Source organism: Variovorax humicola (assembly GCF_037889915.1).
In the GTDB taxonomy this organism is placed as follows: domain Bacteria; phylum Pseudomonadota; class Gammaproteobacteria; order Burkholderiales; family Burkholderiaceae_C; genus Variovorax; species Variovorax humicola.
The window spans coordinates 82,514-101,855 of the sequence record NZ_JBBKZV010000017.1 but is presented as its reverse complement, the minus strand read 5'-3'; the positions used below and the strand labels follow the sequence as shown (position 1 = coordinate 101,855).

Annotated in this window: 18 protein-coding genes; 8 read left to right on the top strand and 10 right to left on the bottom strand. The window is 65.5% G+C overall.

Going from position 1 to position 19,342, the window contains the following annotated elements:
• Positions 1-15 precede the first annotated feature (15 nt).
• From WKW80_RS23270 to WKW80_RS23250, 5 genes are all read right to left on the bottom strand, one after another.
• A complete protein-coding gene (locus tag WKW80_RS23270; RefSeq protein ID WP_340365937.1) occupies positions 16-774 on the bottom strand; it encodes an SDR family NAD(P)-dependent oxidoreductase in 759 nt (252 codons plus the stop codon).
• 14 nt (positions 775-788) lie between these two features.
• Positions 789-1,751 (bottom strand): acyl-CoA dehydrogenase family protein, encoded by a 963-nt coding sequence (locus WKW80_RS23265; protein WP_340365936.1) that lies wholly within the window; start codon positions 1,749-1,751, stop codon positions 789-791.
• Between the two features lie 237 nt (positions 1,752-1,988).
• On the bottom strand, positions 1,989-3,197 hold the full coding sequence (locus tag WKW80_RS23260; protein ID WP_340365935.1) for an acyl-CoA dehydrogenase family protein: 1,209 nt from the start codon (positions 3,195-3,197) through the stop codon (positions 1,989-1,991).
• Between the two features lie 7 nt (positions 3,198-3,204).
• Entirely contained in the window at positions 3,205-5,346 is a 2,142-nt protein-coding gene (locus WKW80_RS23255) for an acetate--CoA ligase family protein (protein ID WP_340365934.1), read from the bottom strand.
• A 4-nt stretch (positions 5,347-5,350) separates the two neighbouring features.
• The gene (locus tag WKW80_RS23250; RefSeq protein ID WP_340365933.1) at positions 5,351-6,121 is read right to left on the bottom strand and encodes an enoyl-CoA hydratase/isomerase family protein; all 771 of its coding nucleotides are present in this window, start codon (positions 6,119-6,121) and stop codon (positions 5,351-5,353) included.
• Between the two features lie 34 nt (positions 6,122-6,155).
• Here WKW80_RS23250 and WKW80_RS23245 point away from each other — a divergent pair, with 34 nt between their 5' ends.
• Positions 6,156-6,446 (top strand): hypothetical protein, encoded by a 291-nt coding sequence (locus WKW80_RS23245; protein WP_340365932.1) that lies wholly within the window; start codon positions 6,156-6,158, stop codon positions 6,444-6,446.
• 65 nt (positions 6,447-6,511) lie between these two features.
• Complete coding sequence (locus WKW80_RS23240; RefSeq protein ID WP_340365931.1) at positions 6,512-7,351, top strand: SMP-30/gluconolactonase/LRE family protein; 840 nt, start codon at positions 6,512-6,514, stop codon at positions 7,349-7,351.
• 11 nt (positions 7,352-7,362) lie between these two features.
• Here the strand turns inward: WKW80_RS23240 and WKW80_RS23235 are convergent, their stop codons facing one another.
• Positions 7,363-8,319, bottom strand: coding sequence for a LysR family transcriptional regulator (locus tag WKW80_RS23235; RefSeq protein WP_340365930.1), 957 nt, complete (start codon positions 8,317-8,319; stop codon positions 7,363-7,365).
• Between the two features lie 112 nt (positions 8,320-8,431).
• On the opposite strand from WKW80_RS23235, the gene WKW80_RS23230 reads away from it, so the two are divergent.
• The 6 genes from WKW80_RS23230 (at position 8,432) to WKW80_RS23205 (ending at position 14,103) form a co-directional block, all read left to right on the top strand.
• On the top strand, positions 8,432-9,514 hold the full coding sequence (locus tag WKW80_RS23230) for an LLM class flavin-dependent oxidoreductase (protein WP_340365929.1): 1,083 nt from the start codon (positions 8,432-8,434) through the stop codon (positions 9,512-9,514).
• A 72-nt stretch (positions 9,515-9,586) separates the two neighbouring features.
• Positions 9,587-10,570, top strand: a complete 984-nt coding sequence (locus WKW80_RS23225; protein WP_340365928.1) for a Bug family tripartite tricarboxylate transporter substrate binding protein — start codon at positions 9,587-9,589, stop codon at positions 10,568-10,570.
• A gap of 255 nt (positions 10,571-10,825) precedes the next feature.
• Positions 10,826-11,893 (top strand): LLM class flavin-dependent oxidoreductase, encoded by a 1,068-nt coding sequence (locus WKW80_RS23220; protein WP_340365927.1) that lies wholly within the window; start codon positions 10,826-10,828, stop codon positions 11,891-11,893.
• A 73-nt stretch (positions 11,894-11,966) separates the two neighbouring features.
• Entirely contained in the window at positions 11,967-12,752 is a 786-nt protein-coding gene (locus WKW80_RS23215; RefSeq protein WP_340365926.1) for an SDR family NAD(P)-dependent oxidoreductase, read from the top strand.
• An 8-nt stretch (positions 12,753-12,760) separates the two neighbouring features.
• Positions 12,761-13,126 (top strand): VOC family protein, encoded by a 366-nt coding sequence (locus WKW80_RS23210; protein ID WP_340365925.1) that lies wholly within the window; start codon positions 12,761-12,763, stop codon positions 13,124-13,126.
• The gene (locus WKW80_RS23205) at positions 13,123-14,103 is read left to right on the top strand and encodes a flavin reductase (protein ID WP_340365924.1); all 981 of its coding nucleotides are present in this window, start codon (positions 13,123-13,125) and stop codon (positions 14,101-14,103) included. Before WKW80_RS23210 ends, WKW80_RS23205 begins: the two co-directional genes overlap by 4 nt.
• An 11-nt stretch (positions 14,104-14,114) precedes the next feature.
• Here the strand turns inward: WKW80_RS23205 and WKW80_RS23200 are convergent, their stop codons facing one another.
• The 4 genes from WKW80_RS23200 to WKW80_RS23185 all read right to left on the bottom strand — a co-directional run bounded on the left by WKW80_RS23200 (position 14,115) and on the right by WKW80_RS23185 (position 18,932).
• Entirely contained in the window at positions 14,115-15,854 is a 1,740-nt protein-coding gene (locus WKW80_RS23200) for a SagB/ThcOx family dehydrogenase (RefSeq protein WP_340365923.1), read from the bottom strand.
• A gap of 25 nt (positions 15,855-15,879) precedes the next feature.
• Positions 15,880-16,080 carry a DUF6494 family protein gene (locus WKW80_RS23195; protein ID WP_340365922.1) on the bottom strand — a complete coding sequence of 67 codons (201 nt, stop codon included), beginning with the start codon at positions 16,078-16,080 and terminating at the stop codon, positions 15,880-15,882.
• Between the two features lie 19 nt (positions 16,081-16,099).
• A complete protein-coding gene (locus WKW80_RS23190; RefSeq protein WP_340365921.1) occupies positions 16,100-16,720 on the bottom strand; it encodes a 2OG-Fe(II) oxygenase family protein in 621 nt (206 codons plus the stop codon).
• 223 nt (positions 16,721-16,943) lie between these two features.
• Positions 16,944-18,932 (bottom strand): AsmA family protein, encoded by a 1,989-nt coding sequence (locus WKW80_RS23185; RefSeq protein ID WP_340365920.1) that lies wholly within the window; start codon positions 18,930-18,932, stop codon positions 16,944-16,946.
• Positions 18,933-19,342 lie beyond the last annotated feature (410 nt).

Sequence of the window (19,342 nt, the reverse complement as noted above, 5' to 3'; positions counted from 1 at the left end):
CGGTTCCGGCCAGGATCAAATGTTGGTCAGGGTGATGCCTCCATCCACCGCCAGGGCCTGCGCCGTGATGAAGCCTGCCTCGTCGCCGGCCAGGAAGCAGATGCTGCGCGCGATGTCTTCCACCGTGCCCAGACGGCCCAGCGGCGTGCGGGCAATGCGGTTGGCATCGCGCTCAGCGTTGCGGTTGCGCTGCGTGCCTTCGGTCAGAACAGCCGAGGGGCAGACGGCATTGACGCGGATGTTGCGCGCGCCCAGCTCTGCCGCCGCCGCACGCGTGATGCCCAGGATGCCCGACTTGATTCCGGAATAGACCACGGAGTTGCTGGCCGAGCGCAAGGCCGCCACCGAGGCCACGTTGACGATCGATCCGCCGCGCTCCGGGTCCATCACCGCCACGGCTTCCTGCAGGCTCCAGATGACGGACTTGAAGCCCACGTCCAGCATGCGCTCGACGGTCTCGGACATGATGTCGGGAATCGCCTGATAGCGCACCCAGGCCGCGTTGTTGACCAGGATGTCGAAGCGCTTGCCGTACGCGAAGGAGCGCTGGATGGCATCGCGAATGCCTTCGCGGGTGGCGATGTTCTGCACGATGGCCACGGCCTGTCCGCCGCGCGACTGGATCTCCTCGACCACGGGAGCGACCAGTTCTTCCTTGAGGTCGTTCACGCAGACCATGGCGCCACGGGCGGCCATTTGCAAGGCGGTCTCGCGGCCGATGCCGGCGCCGGCGCCGGTGATGAGGGCCACGCGGCCGAGCAGATCCTGGTTCATTCTTGTTCCTTGGTTCACACAGACTGGATGTAGTCTCGGCCGACTTGCTGGGCCAGCGCGCCCGAGCCAAAGGCAGCGTCGAACTTGCGCACTTCGCGCAGCGCGTAGTGCAGCGGCACTTCCCACGTGAAGCCCATGCCGCCATGCAGGTGGATGGATTTCTCCAGCACGAAGGCTGCGTTCGCCAGCGCATTGGCCAGAACCGGTTGCGTGCCGCGGATTCGGCCATCTTCATCGGTATCGAGCAGGCGTTGGATGCCTGCGTTGGAGGCCTCCTGCAGCAGGCGCATGCGGGCCAGCAGGTGGCGCACGGCCTGCTTGGCCGACAGGGGGCGACCGAACTGTACGCGAGTCGACATGTACTCGGCCGTGGTGAGCAGCGCGGCTTCGGCGGCGCCGTTGACCAGGGCGGCAATCAGGATGTGACTGTCGCGTTGCAAGGCGGCGAAGGTGGGCGCGTCGACTGCGGCCAGTACCTTGGCGCTGTCCAGCGTCAGCCACGACTGGGGGTGCTCGGGGTCCAGCGCCGTGTCGTCCTGGACCTCGACCGAGCCCAGGTCCAGCAGCGCGCCGCCGCCCTGGCCGTCGGCCACGAGCACCCAATCGCAGTCCTTGGCGTAGCGCGCGTGACCGGCCCACTTGTCCTTCAGGCTGCCCTGCATCGCCCAGGTGGCCACGCGTTCGCCGCTGGCCAGTTGGGCCGCCAGTGGCGAATCGCCGAGTGCCTTGGCAATCAGCAGGGTCTCGAGCAGCGGCCAGTGCAGCCGCAGCTTGCCCGCCTCCGCCACGATGGGCAATGCGAACTCGATGCCCAACGCCAGCCCGCCCGCGTCTTCGAGCGCGCACACGCCGCACAGGCCCGCGGTGGCCAGCACCTGGCCGGCATCACGAAAGCCGCGGGTCTGCGCATCCTTGATCGCCTCGGCCGCCGCCTGGGCAAACTCTTCGGGCTTGAGATCGTTGTCTGACATGCTCATCTCACTTCTCCATGACGCCGAGCGTCTCCGGCGACGCATGAAAGCAGGGCTCGCACTGCGAGGTCTGTTCGTGGGCACCCGCGGAACCGGCTTTGCCGGGCCGCTGGGTGCGCCCCCTCGAGGGGGAGGCGCCGCAGGCGCTTCGGGGGTGCTTCATTCCCCCCGCGGAACCGGCATTGCCGGGCCGCCGGGTGCGTCCCTTCGAGGGGGAGGTGCCGCAGGCGCTTCGGGGGTGTTTCATCTCTGGAGGTCCTTCGGCAAGTTCATGATGCGTTGCGCAATGATGTCCAGCTGCACTTCGGTGGTGCCGGCGTAGATGGTCTCTGCGCGCGAGTAGAAATAGGCCGTGGTGAAGTGCTGGCGCGCGCGTTGTGCCAGCGCACTGGATCGCGGGTTCACATGCGACACGACAGACAGCGCCAGGCCCGCGAAGGCCTGGTGGCACTCGGACCAATAGAGCTTGGTCAACGAGCCACGGGCACCGATCTTGTCGCCCGCCATCATCCGGCTCACGGTGCGCTCGACCAGGCCCTTGAGCGCATCGATCTCGCCCACGACGTCGCCGATGCGGCGCTGGTAGCTGCCGTCACCGAGCAACCTGGCCAGTTGCGGGTCGGACTTGCAGGCAGCGACGAGCTGGCGCAGCTCGCAGTCGAAGCGCCATGCGCGGTACATGCGGTTGGTGGCGCGTTCGATCGACAGGACGCGGATGGCCGCGTTCCAGCCTTCGTCCGGTGCGCCCAGGCGCGCGCTGTCGGGCACCACCACGTTGTCGAAGAAGACTTCGGCGAAGGACTCCTTGCCGTCGATCGACTTGATCGGCACCACCCGGATGCCGGGCGTGTCCATGGGCACTGCGAACATCAGCAGGCCGCGGTGCTTGTCGGCCACCGTCCCGGTGCGGGTCAGCAGCAGGCAATAGCGCGCCTTGGCGGCCCCGCTGGTCCAGATCTTCTGGCCGTTGATGCGCCAGCTGTCTCCCTCCGGTACGGCCTTGGTCCGCAGGCGCGCGAGGTCGGAGCCTGCGTCGGGTTCGGAGAAGCCCTGGCACCAGTAGTCCTGCATCGCGAGGATGCGCGGCAGGAACAAGTGCTTCTGTTCTTCCGTGCCCACGGTCTGGATGATGGGACCGGCCAGTTCCTTGCCGATCGAGCTCACGCTTTCGGGCATGGCGAGCGCGCCCACTTCCTTGTTGACGACCAGATGCTCGCGCAGCGTGAGGCCCAGGCCGCCATAGGCCTTGGGCCACGTCATGCCCGCGAGGCCCGCGTCGTACATGGACGCCTCCCAGTCGCGGCACTCGTCGAGCGACGGCGCGCGGTAGTTGACGCTGTCCGCGCGCATGTGCTCGGGCAGGTTGGCGCCGAGCCACTGGCGAGCGTACTGCCGGTACGCGGCAGGGCCCGCTGCAGCGTCCGGGATGGCCGGGTTCTTTTGGATATGCATGGAAGACTCAGTGTGCAGAAGGATTGCGGGAGGTCGGCACCATCAGCGCGTCCAGGACGAGCACGCCTTCGCCTTGCGGCTTGACCAGGATGGGGTTCATGTCGATCTCGGCGACGTCGGCGGCATGGCGGCAGGCGAACTCCGAGAGGCGGGCCACCGTGCGGGCGGCCGCGGCCACGTCGGACTTGGCCTGGCCACGGGCACCGTCCAGCAGCGGGAACATCTTCAGGCTGCGGATCATGCGCAGGGCCTCTTCTTCGGAGACCGGCGCCACCTGCACCGCGACATCCTTGAGGATCTCGGCATAGATGCCGCCCAGCCCCACCATGACCACCGGGCCGAACACCGGATCGCGCGAGACACCGGCGATCAGCTCGACGCCGCCGCTGACCATCGGCGCCACCAGCACGCCGTCAAGTCGCGCCTGCGGCGCATGCTTCCGCGCGTTGCCGATGAGGCGGTCGAAGGCCTGCCGCACGGCTTCGTCGTCCTGCAGGCCCAGCGCCACGCCACCGATCTCGGTCTTGTGGGCGATGTCTTCCGACGCGATCTTGAGCACTACCGGATAGCCCGTCGCCCGCGCGCTGCGCACGGCCTCGTCGGCCGAAGCCACCACTTCCTCGCGCGGCACGCTGATGCCCGCTACCGCGAGCGCTTTCTTGGCATGGAACTCGTTGCGGAACACGGCGGGATCGACGCTGTCGAGCGAGCCGCCATAGGCGGTGGCCGTGGGCAAGGTCGTCAGCTGGCCGAGCCGAACCAGGCCGGCCAGTCCAATGGCTGCGGCCGGAATGCTCGGGAACACCGGAATGCCCAGCGCGTTGATCTCGGCCACCGCATCTGGCGGGCCCTGGCTGATGATGACCAACAGACGGTCGGGGTGGCTGGCGCGGATCTTCGAAAGCGCCTCCATGTACACGCCGCGCAGGCGGGGGGTGTACAGCGACAGTGCCAGGAGCAGCACCAGCGTGCTGCCGTTGGCATCGTTCTGCAGCGCAGTCAGCATCTTCAGCAGGATGTCGGGACGCGCCGACATCTGGGCCGAGGCATCGACTGGGTTGTTGGTACCGGCGATAGGCACGGCCTCGCGGATCAGCGCCTTGGTCGCGTCGGCGAGTTGCGGCAGCGTCATGCCGGCTTGCACCATGGCATCGGCCATCATGATGCCGAAGCCACCCGAAGCCGCCACCAGCGTCACCGCGTCGGTCGCAGGCAGGCGCCTGGCGCCGAGCAGCGCAGCGGCGTGGCCCACGTCGAGCAGTTCCTCGAACGAGCGAACGCGCAGCACGCCATAGCGGCGGAAGACCGCGTCGAAGACCGCGTCGGAACCCATCAGCGCGCCGGTGTGAGAGGCGGCGGCGGCCTGGCCTTGCTCGGTGGCACCGATCTTGAGGACGATCACCGGCTTGTGCCGTTGGCGCGCCATGTCCAGCGCCGCGATCAGGCGGCCGGCATCGCGACAGGTTTCCATGCAGCACAGGATGATGCGGGTGTCGGCATCGTGCGCCAGCGCGGCAATGCCGTCGGCCACGTCCACGTCGGCTTCGTTGCCGGTAGCGATGAAGCGGCTCACGCCGAGCCCGCGCTCGGCCATGTTGCGCATCGTGAAGCTGCCGATGTTGCCCGACTGCGAGACGATGCCCACCTCCCCGGCCGGCGGCATGCTCTGTTCGAGCGCTATCGAGAACGAGCCCACGAGCCGATCTACCACGTTGACCGCGCCCAGGCAGTTCGGGCCCAGCAGCCGCATGCCGTGGTTGCGCGCGACACGAACCAGTTCGGCTTGCAAGGCAGCGCCTTCGGGGCCTGACTCGGCGAAGCCCGCAGTGAGCACGATCACGCCGCGCACGCCGCGGCTGCCACAGTCGCGCACCGCCTGCAGCGTGGCCTCGACGGGCACCGCCAGGATGGCCATCTCGGGCGCCGTGGGTGTATCGAGAATGGACGCGTAGGCCTGCAGGCCCTGGATGGTGCCGCCCTTGGGGTTGATCGGATAGACCGGGCCGGCGTAGCCGTACTTGCGCAGCAGGTGCACCGGGCGGCCACCGATCTTGGTGATGTCGTCGGAGGCGCCGATCACGGCCACGCCCTTGGCCTTGAAGAATGCGTCCAGCCCCGCGCCCGGGGCGGCTTGAACTTGGGTCAGCATGGTTTCAACGTCCCTGGAAAACGGGCGCGCGCTTCTCGAGGAAGGCCATGCGGGCTTCGCGCGCGTCTTCGGTCTTGGACAGGGCCATGGTGAACTCCTGCTCGAAGCGGTAGGCGTCGCGTTGCGGCATCACATCGACCATGTTGGCTGCGCGCTTGGCGTAGGCGATGGCCAGCGGTGCCTTGGAGGCTATCTCGCGCGCCAGCGCCATCGTCACGGGCAGCAGGTCTTTCTCGGACAGCACATCCTCGATCACGTTGCGCTTGAGCAGGTCGTGCGCGCTCAGGCGCTGGCCCGTGAAGAACATGCGGCGCAAGGTCGAGCGGCCGAACACGGTCTTGAGCATCGAGGCGCCACCGGCCAGGCCGACGTTGATCTCGGGCATGCCCACGGTGGTGTTCTCGGAGGCGTACAGGATGTCGCAGGCAGCCGCCAGGCCGAAGCCGGCACCCAGTGCCGCGCCATTGATTGCAGCGATCACGGGCTTGGCGCATTCGCGGATCGCATTGCCGGTTTCGCGCGTGATGCGGTTGTGCTCGAGGAAGTCGCCCGCGACATCGGCGCTGGGCCGGTCCTTCAAGTCGGCGCCTGCGCAGAACACACTGCCGGCGCCGGTCAGCACGGCGCAGCGCACGTCTTCACGTTCGGAGATCGCGTCGAAGGTGGCGACCAACTGGAGGCGCATCTCCCGGCTCAGCGCATTGACCGGCTTGCGGTCCATGGTGACCAGACCCACGCCTTCGGAGACTTCCAGACGAACCCATTTATCACTCATACACCACCTCTATAAGAAGCCAGCTTGCCGCGGCATGGACCAGAATAAAAAGAAGCACTTGCTCGACAAACAACCCGTTTCGGCCACGGGAGCTTCGGTTTTATCCGGTGCCTGGGTGGGCTTCCGTTTGTTTGTCTCAGCTTCGAAATGCTCGATCGATTATAGAAATCGCCTGGAATTCAATTCCTCGAATATTCGCGAGAGTGTCCTGCAGAAAATGAAGTATTCGCTCGGGGGTGGGTCGGTGCAGGGTTGCTACGATGCGGGCCTCCCGCTTCGCGCGGCAATTTGGCGAATTGTTTTATTAATTTCTCATTTGAAATGAATCAATCAAATGAATGCACGGCCGGGAAAATGAAAATCCAGCGAGTCGGTGATTTGAAGACAGCATTGGGCGAGTGCCCGGTGTGGCATGGCCGCCAGCTGTGGCTGCTGGACTGCCGCGCGGGCCTGATCCTCGCGCTGGACCTTGACACCGGCGCCGTGATGGCGCGTCACGAAGCCCCGCCGCCCCTGGGCTCTTTCGCGTTCAACGGCGACGCCTTCATCGTGCTGGCGCTGAAGGAAGAAATCGCGGCGCTGGATTTGCGCACGGGCCAGTTGCGGTCACTGGCGCGGATCGAGGCCACCGGTCCGCACCTGCGGCTGAACGACGGCATTTCGCTGGCCGACGGCAGCTTCGTGTTCGGCACCATGCATGTTTTTCGTGCGCCCGACGAGCCTCCGCTGGGCGGTTTGTACCGGCTGGACACCGCGCTGAAGCTGCACAAGCTCGCCGAGGGGCTGGGCATTACCAATGGGCCCTGCGTGAATCCGGTCAGCGGGCGGCTGCACGTCGCCGACAGTGCCGCGAGAGTCATTTATTCGTATGTGATCGCGGCCGACGGAACGCTGGCAGACAAGCAGGTGTTTGTCCGGACCGACGTCCATGACTCCGGGGCCGATGGCTGCTGCTTCGATAGCGAAGGAGGGCTGTGGACTGCGCTGGTACGCGCGGGCGCGCTGGCCCGCTTTGACATGCAGGGCCGGCTCACCCACAAGATCGACCTGCCGGTGGCCTACCCGAGCGCGTTGTGCTTTGGCGGTCCGGGGATGTCCGATCTGTTCGTCACGAGCATCAGCGACAGTGGTCGCCTGAGCGCATCGGGGCCTCTGGACGGAGCCGTGCTCAAGGTGACAGGCCTGGGCTACCGGGGGGCGGCTCGACCCCTGTGCCGAATGCCGTTGTAGGCCGCGCGGCGCTACGCCGCGGGCGAGGAATCGATTCCGGCGGCCTTGCCATGGGCAGAAAACCGCAGCTCGGGTCCAGCCACGTGTTCGCCCACGAAATCCAGGAACAAGCGGATCTTGGCCGGGATGATCGGGGTGTCCAGGATGGTGGCGTACATGCCCTCGTCAAAACCCTTGTTGCTGATGCGATAGTCGCTCAACACCCTGACCAGCCGGCCCTGGCGGATGTCGTTGTGCACCGTGTAGTCGTCCAGCAGCGCCAGGCCTTCGCCGAGTCGGGCCAGCTCGAGCAGGGCGATGCCGTTGTTGCTGACGTGGCGCGGCTTGAAGGCAACTTCGCCGACACGATCCTGCTTCTTGAACAGCCAGGTGTATTCATCGCCGGGCAACTGGTAGGCCAGGCACTCATGGGCGAGGATGTCTTCGGGCGCCAGCAGATCGGTCTTGCCGGCGAGATAGGCCGGCGCCCCCACCAGGTAGCGTTCGCTCTGGAACAGCATGCGGCGCTTCACGCCAGCCTCCACCGGCGGCGAGATCCGGAAGTCGACGTCGATCTGGTTGCGCCGCAGGTCGGCCGGCGCCTCGCCGAGCGTGAGTTCGATGTGAATCTCGGGATAGAGCTTGCGGAAGGCGGCGATGAGTGGTGGCAGCACGCCCAGGCCGAACATCATGCGCGAATGCACGCGCAGCAAGCCCTGCGGCGCGCTGCTGATGGCGGTGATGTTGGACCGCAGCTCGTTGATGCGCCACAGGATGCCCTCGAGCTGGCGCGCGTACTCCTGTCCCGACTCGGTCAGTGCGACTTGGCGCGTGGAGCGCAGCAATAGCTTGACCTTCAGCTCGTCCTCGATGTCGGTGATCATGCGCGACACCCCGGTGGCCGAGATGCCGAAGCGGCGCGCGGTCTCGGAGAAGTTCCGGGTCTGCGAGATGGAAAGGAACAGCTCCATGGCGCGCAATCTATCCATGAATCCTCCAGTTTTCGCAGTTCAGATCTTCAGTTTCTTCCATTATCAATTCTGCCCGTCTCCCTAGAATTCGATATCCAATTGAGCACAACTTTTAGCGGAGACAGGACACATGGAATTCGGAGTATTTATTCTCGCCCAGCAGCGGGGCTATCACCAGACATCGCAGCAGGTCATTAATAACTCCATAGAGCAGGCTGTCGTGGCGGAACAGGCGGGCTTTCACAATGCCTGGTATGCCGAGCATCATTTCAACAATTATTCGCTTTCGCCGTCGCCGCTGATGATGGTGGCCCACATGGCGGCCAAGACACGGCGCATACGCCTGGGGACCGCGGTCTGCATCCTGCCACTCTATCAGCCGGCACGCTTCCTGGCCGAGGTCGGTTTCGTGGACACGGTCTCCAACGGCCGGCTGGATCTGGGCGTGGGCTCGGGCTACCAGGAATTCGAGTTCGAGCGCTTCGGCGTGAAGATCGCCGACGCAACTGCGATCTACAACGAGTTCCTGGACATCCTGCCCAAGGGCCTGACACAGAAGATCTTCGAGTACGAGGGCCGCTTCCTCAAGGTGCCCCCGAGCTCCATTGCGGTGCGCTGCGTGCAGGAGCCGATGCCGCCGGTCTGGATCACGTCGGGCAATCCGGTCGCGCTGGGCCGCGGCGTGCGCGAGAACCACAACCTGTTCGTGACCGCGCTGCTCAACGGCAGCGAGGGCATCCAGGGGCTGCGCGAACGGCTGGTGAAAGTGGCCAACGAGAACGGCAAGGACCTGGATCGCGACGTGAAGTTCGGCTTCCTGCGCTGCGCCTACGCCTCGGACAACAACGCGGAGATCGACGCCTACCTGGACTGTGCGCGCTTCCAGCGCCGCATTTCCGAGAGCCTGAAATACCGCCGCTCGCAGTCCGACGACGGCTACATGATCAAGGAAGTGCCGTCGGAGACCGACCCCACGATGGAGCAGCTGCGCAAGAACCTGCCGGTCGGGTCGGTCAACCAGGTGGTCGACAAGATGCTGGAAGAAATCAGCATCCTGCGCCCCAAGCACATCGCGCTGCAGACCCAGTTGGGCGACTTCGACCAGAAGACCATGCTTGGCCAGATCGAACTCTGGGGTGAAAGAATCATTCCCGCCATCAAGAAGGAGCTGGAACGCCACCAGCCCGCAGCGACCGCAGCGTTGGCTGCCTGAAGACGCCGAGTTCGAGCGCGACCCGCGTTTTCCTTACCCCCTTCCTTTTGCCCAGCCGAAACAGGACAAGCAATGATCGACACCCCCATCAAGCGCCGCACCGTATTGCTCAGCAGCCTCCTGCTGGGCGCCGGCCTCAAGGCCCACGCCAACACGGACGTCTGGCCTTCGCGACCCATCCGGCTTGTGGTAGCCGGCTCACCGGGAGCGGGTGGCGATATTTTCGCCCGCCTGATTGCCGTGCCCTTGTCGCAAGTGCTGAAGCAGCCGGTGGTGGTCGACGCCAAGCCAGGCGCCAATGGACTGATTGCGTGCGACACGGTGGCCAAGTCTGCAGGCGACGGCTACACGCTGCTCTTCGCGCCGTCGTCTTCCATCCTGCTCAACCCTGTGATTCATCCCAAGCTTCCTTACAACACGGAGGATCTGCTCCCCGTCACCCAGGTGGGCGCGGCGGGCATCTTGCTGGTCGCGAATCCAAGCACCGGCTTCAAGAATCTCGCGGACATGGTGGCCTACGCCAAAGCCAATCCCGGCAAGCTGGCCTATGGATCGTGGGGCAATGGTTCGTCCGGCCACCTGGCCATGGAGGGCATCAAGGCGCGCTATGGCCTCGACATGCCCCACGCGCCGTACAAGACGCTGGTGACCGAAGTGACCGACCTGATCGCCAACAACATCAGTGTGGCGTTCACGGATATCGCATCTCCCATTCCGCACATGCATAGCGGCAAGCTGGTGGCCCTCGGGCAAACCGGTTCGCAACGCTGGCCTGCCACGCGCAACGTGCCCACGTTGTCGGAGCAGGGATACAAGTTCGAAGCCGACGGCTGGTACGGCGTGTTCGCGCCGGCAGGAACGCCGACGGCGATCATCGACCGCCTCAACGAAGAGATCAACCGTTTGCAGAAGAGCGACGAGGTGCGGCAGAAGATGGAAGTGCAGAACATGATCGTGCCGCCGGCGCGTTCGGCCAAGGAGTTCCAGGCGTCGATCAAGCGGGACGCTGCGATCTGGCAGGGGCTGGCGAAGACGACTTCGCTGCAAGACAAGTAGGCAGGCACGACCACGCGCCGCGTCGCTCGCGCACCGCGCGACGACGATGCTGCGCGATCTTGGAATTCACCGGGGCGACACGCCCCGGTTTTTCGTGGTGCCGGAGACAGCCGTGACGATCCTGCTCGCGCCCGTGCGATGGGCATACCGCACTTTTTTGCAGTTCTGAATCACGCGCGTCCCATATTCCGGATCGCCGACGCCAACGGGAGAATTCCTCTCATCGCACATCACCCTTTCAAGGCGGAAGACATCATGGAATTCGGCGTATTCATCCTGGCCCAGCAGCGTGGCTATCACCAGACCTCCCAGCAGGTCATCCAGAACTCCATCGAGCAGACGGTGGTAGCGGAGCAGGCGGGCTTCAATACGGCCTGGTATGCCGAGCATCACTTCAACAACTATTCGCTGTCGCCCTCGCCGCTGATGATGATTGCGCATATGGCCGCCAAGACCCACCGCATCCGCCTGGGCACTGCCGTGTGCATTCTTCCGCTGTACCACCCCGCACGTTTTCTGGCCGAGGTCGGCTTTGTGGACACGGTGTCCAATGGCCGCCTGGACCTCGGCATCGGCTCCGGCTACCAGGAATTCGAGTTCGAGCGCTTTGGTGTGAAGATCGAGGAATCGGGCGCGATATACAACGAGTTCCTGGACATCATCCCCAAGGGGCTGACGCAGAAGATCGTGGAATACGACGGCAAGTACCTCAAGCTGCCGCCGAGCTCCATCGCCGTGCGTCCCGTGCAAGGCCCGATGCCGCCGCTGTGGATCACTTCCGGAAATCCCGTCTCCCTCGGGCGAGGCGTGCGCGAAGGCCACAATCTGTTTGTGACGGCGCTGCTCAACGGCACGCCAGCAGTGGCCGAGTTGCGCAGCCGCCTGGAGAAGGTGGCGCAGGACAACGGCAAGGATCTCGACGACGACGTGAAGTTCGGCTTCCTGCGGTGCGCCTATGCGTCCGACAAGCAGTCCGAAATCGACGCCTATCTCGATTGCGCACGCTTCCAGCGCCGCATCTCGGAGAGTCTCAAATACCGCCGTGCGCAGTCCGACGACGGCTACATGATCAAGGAAGTGCCGTCAGCCACGGACCCCACGTTCGAGCAACTGCGCAAGAACCTGCCGGTGGGTTCGGTCAATCAGGTCATCGACAAGATGCTGGAAGAAATCAGCATCCTTCGCCCCAAGCACATCGCGCTGCAAACGCAACTGGGGGATTTCGACCAGAAGACCATGCTCCGCCAGATCGAGTTGTGGGGCGAAAGGATCATCCCGGCCATCCGCAAGGAAGTCGAATCGATCAATGCGGTGGCAGCCTGAAGCGCACCGGAGCCACTCCATTTTTTCGTGAACGCCGCCTCAAGCGTCCTTACTGCCACTCGCTCCGTCACCGATGATCTCTCCCACTATTTTTGACAACAACGCCTTGCAGGGCAGGGTGGCTGTGGTTACCGGTGCCTCCGGAGGCCTGGGCCTCGCCATCTGCCGACACCTTCGGTCGATCGGCGCGAAGGTGGTGCAGGTCGACATCAGCTATCCGACCGGCCCCACCGAGGCCGATGGCCTGTTGACCGTGCACTGCGACATCGCAGACCCCGCGTCCGTCACTGCGATGGCAGACCTGACGCGTTCGCATTTCGGTCGTTGCGACGTGCTGGTGAACAACGCGGCCATTACCGCGTCGCCCGTGGGTCTCGAAGACCTCCCGATCGACGTCTGGGACCGCATCTTCCGAGTGAATCTCCGCGGCGCCTTGTTGTGCGCACAGGCACTGGTGCCGATGATGTTCGACCAGCAGGCGGGCAGCATCGTCAACGTGGCGTCGATCGCCGCGCAGGTGCCCACACGGGTCGGTGCCTACGGACCGACCAAGGCGGCCGTGCGGGCGCTGACCCGCCAGATGGCCGTGGAATGGGGTCCGCGCGGCATTCGCGCGAACTCCGTCAGCCCCGGCATGATCCGCACCCCCTTGTCGGAGGTGCACTACCGCGACGAGGACACCTTGACGAACCGCACCTCCAGAATACCTGCGCGGCGCCTCGGCCTCCCTGCGGACATCGCGGAGGCCGTTTGCTTTCTCTCGAGCGATGCGGCCACGTACATCAACGGGCAGGACATCGTGGTCGACGGCGGCTTCTTGAAAGCATCGCTGGCCAATCTCTACAAGACCGAACAATGAGCCGAACCATGCAATCGCCAAAACGCCTGCAGAACGTGTTCGTGGTGGCCGAACGGCCAGCCGAACTCCACGCCTTCTACGAATCGGCACTCGGGCTCCAGCTCAAGTTCCGCGACAAGGACCGCTGGATCCAGTACGGCGTGGGCAGCGCCAGCGTCGCGTTGGCATGCCGCGAAGAAGCCGTGCCGGCGACCTCCGGTGTCGTCATGGTGTTCGAGGTGGAAGACTTCGCGGCCTCTGCGGAGCGTATCGCCGCCTCGGGCGGCGAGGTACTCGGCACGCGGGACATGGGCGCGCACGGCGCGGTGCTGTCGCTGCGCGACCCCGAGGGCAACATCGTTCAACTCTTCAAGCGCCAGGGGACCACACCATGAACCATCCGACGCCGCACACCGAGGCCATCGATCCCAAGCTGTTTCGCCAGTTGCTGGGATGCTTCCCGACCGGGGTGGCCATCATCACGACCCGCACTGCAGACGGGAAGCCCGTGGGCCTGACCTGCAACTCCTTCAGCTCGGTCTCGCTGGAGCCGCCCCTGGTCCTGTTCAGCCTGCGCAAGGCGAGCAGCCTGTTGGGCACCTTCGTCGAGGCCGACAGCTTCGCCATCAACATCCTGTCGCAGAGCCAGGACGCGCTGTCCGGCCGCTTTGCATCGAGCAAGATCGCCGACAAGTTCGAGGGCGTGCCCTGGCGACCGGGCCCGCTCGGGACGCCGCTCATCGACGCCTGCCTGGCCAGCTTCGAATGCCGTCTCCATGCCCGCCACGAGGCCGGCGACCACGACATCTTCATCGGCGAGGTGAAGCACATGAGCACGGGCTCCACCGACCATGCGCTGGTGTTCTACAAGGGCGCCTACATGATGCTGGCCGAGTCGCTGCGCAAGTTGGTGCTCGAGGGACAACTGGGAACGGTCGATATCGACGAGGCCTATCGCGCGCTCTATGGGAAGCTGCTTCGGCTGGCCTGCGAGCGTGCCACCGACGCGGAAGTGGACGCGATCGAGGCCGCGGTGGACGAGATCGAGCAGCACCAGGATGCGGACGCGCTTCCGCGGCGCATCGAGGCTACGGCGCGCTTCTTTTCGTCGATCACCCTGGCGGGCCACAACGAGGCGCTGCGACTCATGGCTCAGACGATGACCACCGTGCTGCGCGAGCGCATGACGCACGTGATCCCGATGCGGCCCAGGCCCGACGTGTTCCCGCTGCGACGCAAGGTCGTCCACTGCCTGCGGGTTCGGGACGCGGAAGGCGCCGTGGGTGCGCTGGACCAACTGATCACGATGTTGCGCAAGGACGAGGGTGCGCGCGTCGATGGGGGTGCGGAGTCGGTGCCGATCGAAAACTGATCCTGGTTGCGTCACGCGAGGTCTGCACCACGCCCCAACTCCTCCGGCTGCACACCGTAGGGCGCCAGCGTGGTAAGCCGGCTGTCCTCCACCGGGCCGCCGATCGTGAAGTGATAGAGCGACTGGAACTCCAGGTCGCTGAAGCCGAACACCCGGTGCACCGGGTCGTCGAAGAAACAGCCGATGCCCGTGGCTCCGATGCCCGCCGCTTCGGCTTCCAGGTACAGCACCTGCCCGATCACCCCGGTTTCCCAAAAGAGCCTGCGATAGAACCAGGGCCCGTGCGCCGACAAGGCGTCCTGATACTCGGCGATCATGCCGAGCGAAAAGACCCCGTCGCCCGCGATGTCCTGGAAGCAGCTCACCTGCGTCGCGAGCTGCCTCGCATCGCCGCTTTCCAGCCTGTGAAGGGGAAGGTCCGCCGGGCATCCGGGGGGCTTGGACCAGTCGAAGCGCTGATGCATGGCGCGCTTCAGCTTTTCCAGCTTGTCCAGGTCGCGGACGAGTAAGTACAGCCCCGGGTCGAGTCCGTCCACCCGATGAACGAACATGGCGAGGTGGATGCGCGGCTCCCAGGCAATCGCATCCCAGGGCAACGGCCGCCGGTTCGCTGCCAGTTCCACGCGCGGCATGACGCGCGCGAGCATGCCGTAAAAGTGCTCGGCCGTGATCGAGGTCTGGCCGTCGCAGGCCAGGAGGCTGCGCCGCTGGCGGATGATCTGGCCGGCCGTCAGCCCGCCTGGGAACGCTGCGGTTCGATGCGCTGGGGCAGGCGCGTCGAACAGGTCCAAGCCATACTGCTCGCCGATCGGTTTGCGTGAGGCGAGCGCCACCTCGTCGATGACGGTCCAGGCGACGGGGTCGTCGTGGCTGAGCCGGTTCGCTGTTCCGTACCAGCCTTGCTTCGTGAGCTCGCGCACCAGCAGCGGATCGAGGCCGAGCGGCAACGCGCGATGCGCGTCCGCACACCGCGGCGCGCCTGCGTCATTCGGCCAGACGAGCATGACGAGTTCCGGCTGTTCGCGCTCGGCGCCTGCGAAGTCCTCGGTGCGGTCCAGCCCCAGCAAGGCTTCGATGCATTCATCGGCCAGGCCATGCAACACCACGGCGCTCCATCCCAGGGTCCCGGCGGCGATGCGAAGCGTGCCGATGGCATGGCCCGCGTCGTGCTGGCAATAGCGGAACGCGCGTTCGCCGTACTTCCACGCTTCGCGCCAGTGGATGGACGAGAGACCGACGAGGAAGGCCTCTGGGGGAAACTCCCGCATCAACTGCGCGAACCACTCGGCGGAGCCGTTCGCACGCCGTTCCAGACCGTGCTCTCTGGGCGCGTAGTGGTACAGGCCGGGCGCGGGCGCCAGCCCGGGAACCACGCCGATCAGCAGGTAGCCCTCGGTGGGATGCAGGTTGCCGCTCGAAGGGTTGCTGCGCAGCGCCCATCGCGTGCTGCCCGCCTGCTTCCAGGCCGACAGCGCAAGCGCGTACTCGAACAGCCGCGACAGCGAGCGGACCGTGAGCGGCGCGCTCGGCACCGCGACCCGACGATAAATCTCCTCGTAGGGAGGCGACAACGGCTCCTCGTCCGCGCCAAGGATGGGCAACTGAATGAGCGGCGCCCCCTCGTAACGGCGGAACGGGTTGGGTTGGTTCACCCAGTCCAGGGTGCCGGCGAAGCGCGCATAGCGGTGGAACTGGTGCTTGGTGCGCTCGTGATAGCGCAGCACCGCTTCGAACTTGTCGGCGTCGTGCATCTCAGCGGTTGCCGGCGGCGGAAGCTCAATGCAGCTTGATCTCGCCGTCGAACCCGACCTTGAGCCCCAGTGCCGGGATCTCCAGGGTCATGGTGGCGGCAAAGGTCTCGGCGCCGATACCGGCGGCAACGGCCTTCGCCACCGCCTGCTCGATCTCGCGCTGCGAGTTGACGCCGACCATCTTGAGGAACTTGCGGATGCTGAGGTTGAGTGTCTCGTCGTCCATGGGGGTCTCCTGGCTGGTTCTACCAGAGCGGTTTGCTCAACTGCTGGGTGAACGAAGAGAACATCACGTTGAAGCTGACGCTGATTCGTTCTTCTTCGCTCAGGTTGGCATCGACGGAGTGCTCCAGAAAGGAGGGAAACACCAGAAGCGCTCCGTTGCGCACCTTGACCACCACCTGGTCGGTGTTGTCCGCCGTCAACTCCATGACCGGAGGCCTGATGACGGCGGTCTGCCTTCTCGGGTCATGAAAGTTGATGGTGTCGGCGCCCGGCGGGGTGCGCACGTAGTAGACGCCGCTCAGGAAATTGTTGGGGTGGCTGTGAAGCTTGTGTGCGGCACCCTTGGCCAGCACGGTGGCCCAGCAGGCCGTGATCTCGAAGGCAGCATCACCGATTCGCAGGAATCGCAGGATACCCGCGACAGCGCGATGTACACACGAAACCAGGTCGCGAAAGTCCTCGCGTTCATGCAGCGCCTGCCCGGACTGCCAACCGCGGCCGGCTTCGAGTGGCGGCAGGCCGCGCCGCATGTCGGCCAGCGCTGCGAGGATGCTTTGTGCCAGCGCATCGCGCAAGCTGGCCTCGATCTGGACTTTCCAGACCAGGCTGGGAAACATCGGAACCACATCCGAGGTTTCCATCCACCGGTTGCTTTCCTGGACCATGGCGCACCTTCGAGAAAGCATAGGCGAAAACGATGATGAGCGTTCCCGGAAAAACTCCGACGCCGGGCCGCTGTCCATGACTTCTCGCACGCCACGCCCTGCGGACCGCCCCGCCAACCGCCTGGCCCGCGGGAGCACCTGCCCGGACTGAAGTGGCGCGATGGCCATGCAGGCGCGCTGCTGCCGGCCCGCGCAGCGATCACTTGCGCGCGGCCGGCGCACTCGCCTGCCGGACAGCCGATCCGACCTGCTGCTGCACGGCGGCGCAGTCGGTGGTCTTGCCCGGGCCAGTCTCGACGAGCGGCAGCAGCGCCGCCAGTGGGGCTGCCGTGGCCAGCGCGATGGCGCCAGCCGCGCGCGCAAGCAGCGGCCCCTTCTCGAAGCGGTAGCCGGGCCGCGTGAAGCTGCCATAGAGGCGCACCGGCGTGCGCAGGGAGAGCATGCCGGCTTTCTTGGGCTTGGGTGCGACGATGATGTCGAAGCGTTCGTTCGCAAGGTCGAAGCTGCCGCCTCCGAGGACCTGCGTCTGCTCGGTGTCGATGACGAACAGCTTCGATGTCCCGCGTCCGCCCTTGACGTCGAACTCGATGCCGCCGCAATTGACCCGGATGTCGCGATCGCCGCTGGCCAGCAGCCTCAACACCTTGCCGCCGTTGAGCGAACTGGCGGCATCGCGCAGGTTGGAGACGCGGCCGTCCGCGATCGTGGCAGCCATGCGGCCATCGGCGCCGGCCGCCGCATCGCCGATCGAATTGCCGCTGCCCTTGAGTTCGAGCACCGCGCCCAGGCGGCCGGCGCCCTTGGCGATGGTCTCGCTGCGGGGTATCAAGCGGCCGACCTCCACGCCCCGCAGGTCGATGCGAACCTCGGACCGGATCGTGGGTTCGCGCGCATCGAGCGTCACCTGCGACGCGATGGTGCCGCCGGCGAAGCCGAAGTCGAGCGGGGCGACCCTCAGGATCGAATCGTGCAGATGCAGCGTGGCGGTGAGGCTTTCCAGGGGCAGCGCCCGGGGCACCCTCAGCTCGCTCGCGACCAGCGTCACGTCGGCATCGATGTGCTGCAGGCGGCTGGCATCGAACGAGCCGGCCGGCAGCAGACGGTCGGGCTCGGTGGCCTGCGCCGTGGCCTTGGCACCCGGCCGGTCGCGCTTCTGCCCCCGAGAGGCGGCGGGCTTGGCACGGGGGCCCTCGGCCTGCATGCCAATCAGCGGGCCGAGATCCTTGATGTCGAGCAGACGGCTTTGCAGGTCCGCGGTCAGCAGCGGGCGCGGCTCCTTCTCGACGTAAGTGGCGTGGCCGGTGAGGTCGGTCGAGCCGATCCGCCCGCTCAGGTCGTTCATGGTGTAGCGATCGCCCTCGAGGATCAGGTGCCCTTGCAATTGGTAGGGGGGCGATGTCGGCAACGGCAGCAGCAGGAAGGGATACAGGCTGGCCAGCGTCTGGCCCTCGATGCGTATTTGCGCGTCGATGGCCGAAATGTTGGCTGCATCGGCGATCCTTCCTTCGACCGCCACCCTGGTCGATCCGGCGACAAATTCGCCCTTGAGCTGAAACGGCGCGCCGGATTCAGCGAAGCTGAGCACCTCGCCAGTCAGCGCATGGCCTGAGAAGGCCGTGCCGTGGTAGTTGCCCTTGAACTCGTACCGTGTCATGTAGCGGTTGCTCTCGGGGGTGCCCACGGCGCCCTGGACCTTGTCGAGGCCGGCCGGTTCGAAGGTGCCGGCAACCACGTCGACCTCGATGGGCAGGCGGTGATCGACATAGCGCATGCGCCCGTCATGGAACGACAGCGTGCTGATGCGCAGCTTGCTCGGCCGTGTATCCGACGGATCGGAAAGGATCCAGTTCTTGCGGTTGTCGGCCAACCGTTCGAAGTTCAGGTCCGGGCGCGTCAGCACCACCTGCGGCACCAGGACCTTGTCGGGCAGGTCGCGCAGGGAGATCGAGAATTCGAGCTCGTCGATGCGGGCCATCGGCGCTGCTTCGTGCGACCAGGGCGCGTTGGCGAAGTAGACGTCGCGCATGCGGATCGTCGGCACGAGGCCGAGGCTGACGTGCAGGTCCGACATCCGGAACTCGCGCTCGGTCTTGCGCGAGATGTAGCTCTCCAGCGGCGGACGGACCCAGTTCCAGTCAAACAAGAGCACGAACGCGAGCACCGCCAGCGCCAGGCACGCGAATGTCATCCTCCAGGGGTGGTGACGCAATGGTTTCGCCCGCAATGGGGTCGGGGCAGGATTCATGTTGAAGGACCGTGGCCGGAAGTGTGCTCCAGCCGGCCGGGTCATTGGCAATCGTCGTGATTGCCGTTCAGACCGAGTGGGAATCAGCCGTCTGATGGCCTGCTGCATGCGGGGTTGCGTCCAGCGCGTCCCAAGCGGTCGCGCAGTGGCATGTCCGAGGGGGCCAATCGCTTCGGCGAGCATCGACGCGTGCAAAAGAATTCTTGAACAGGGCGGAAACGCCGAGTGCGTCGATCCTGGGGCTTATGCATAGTCGCCGATGCAGCGGTTGCCGTCCTTGCCTCGCGGGCTTCCACTGACGGCTCGATAGCTGCTCGCTGACCTTGAGTCCGGGTCAAATGGCTTCAGCCTGC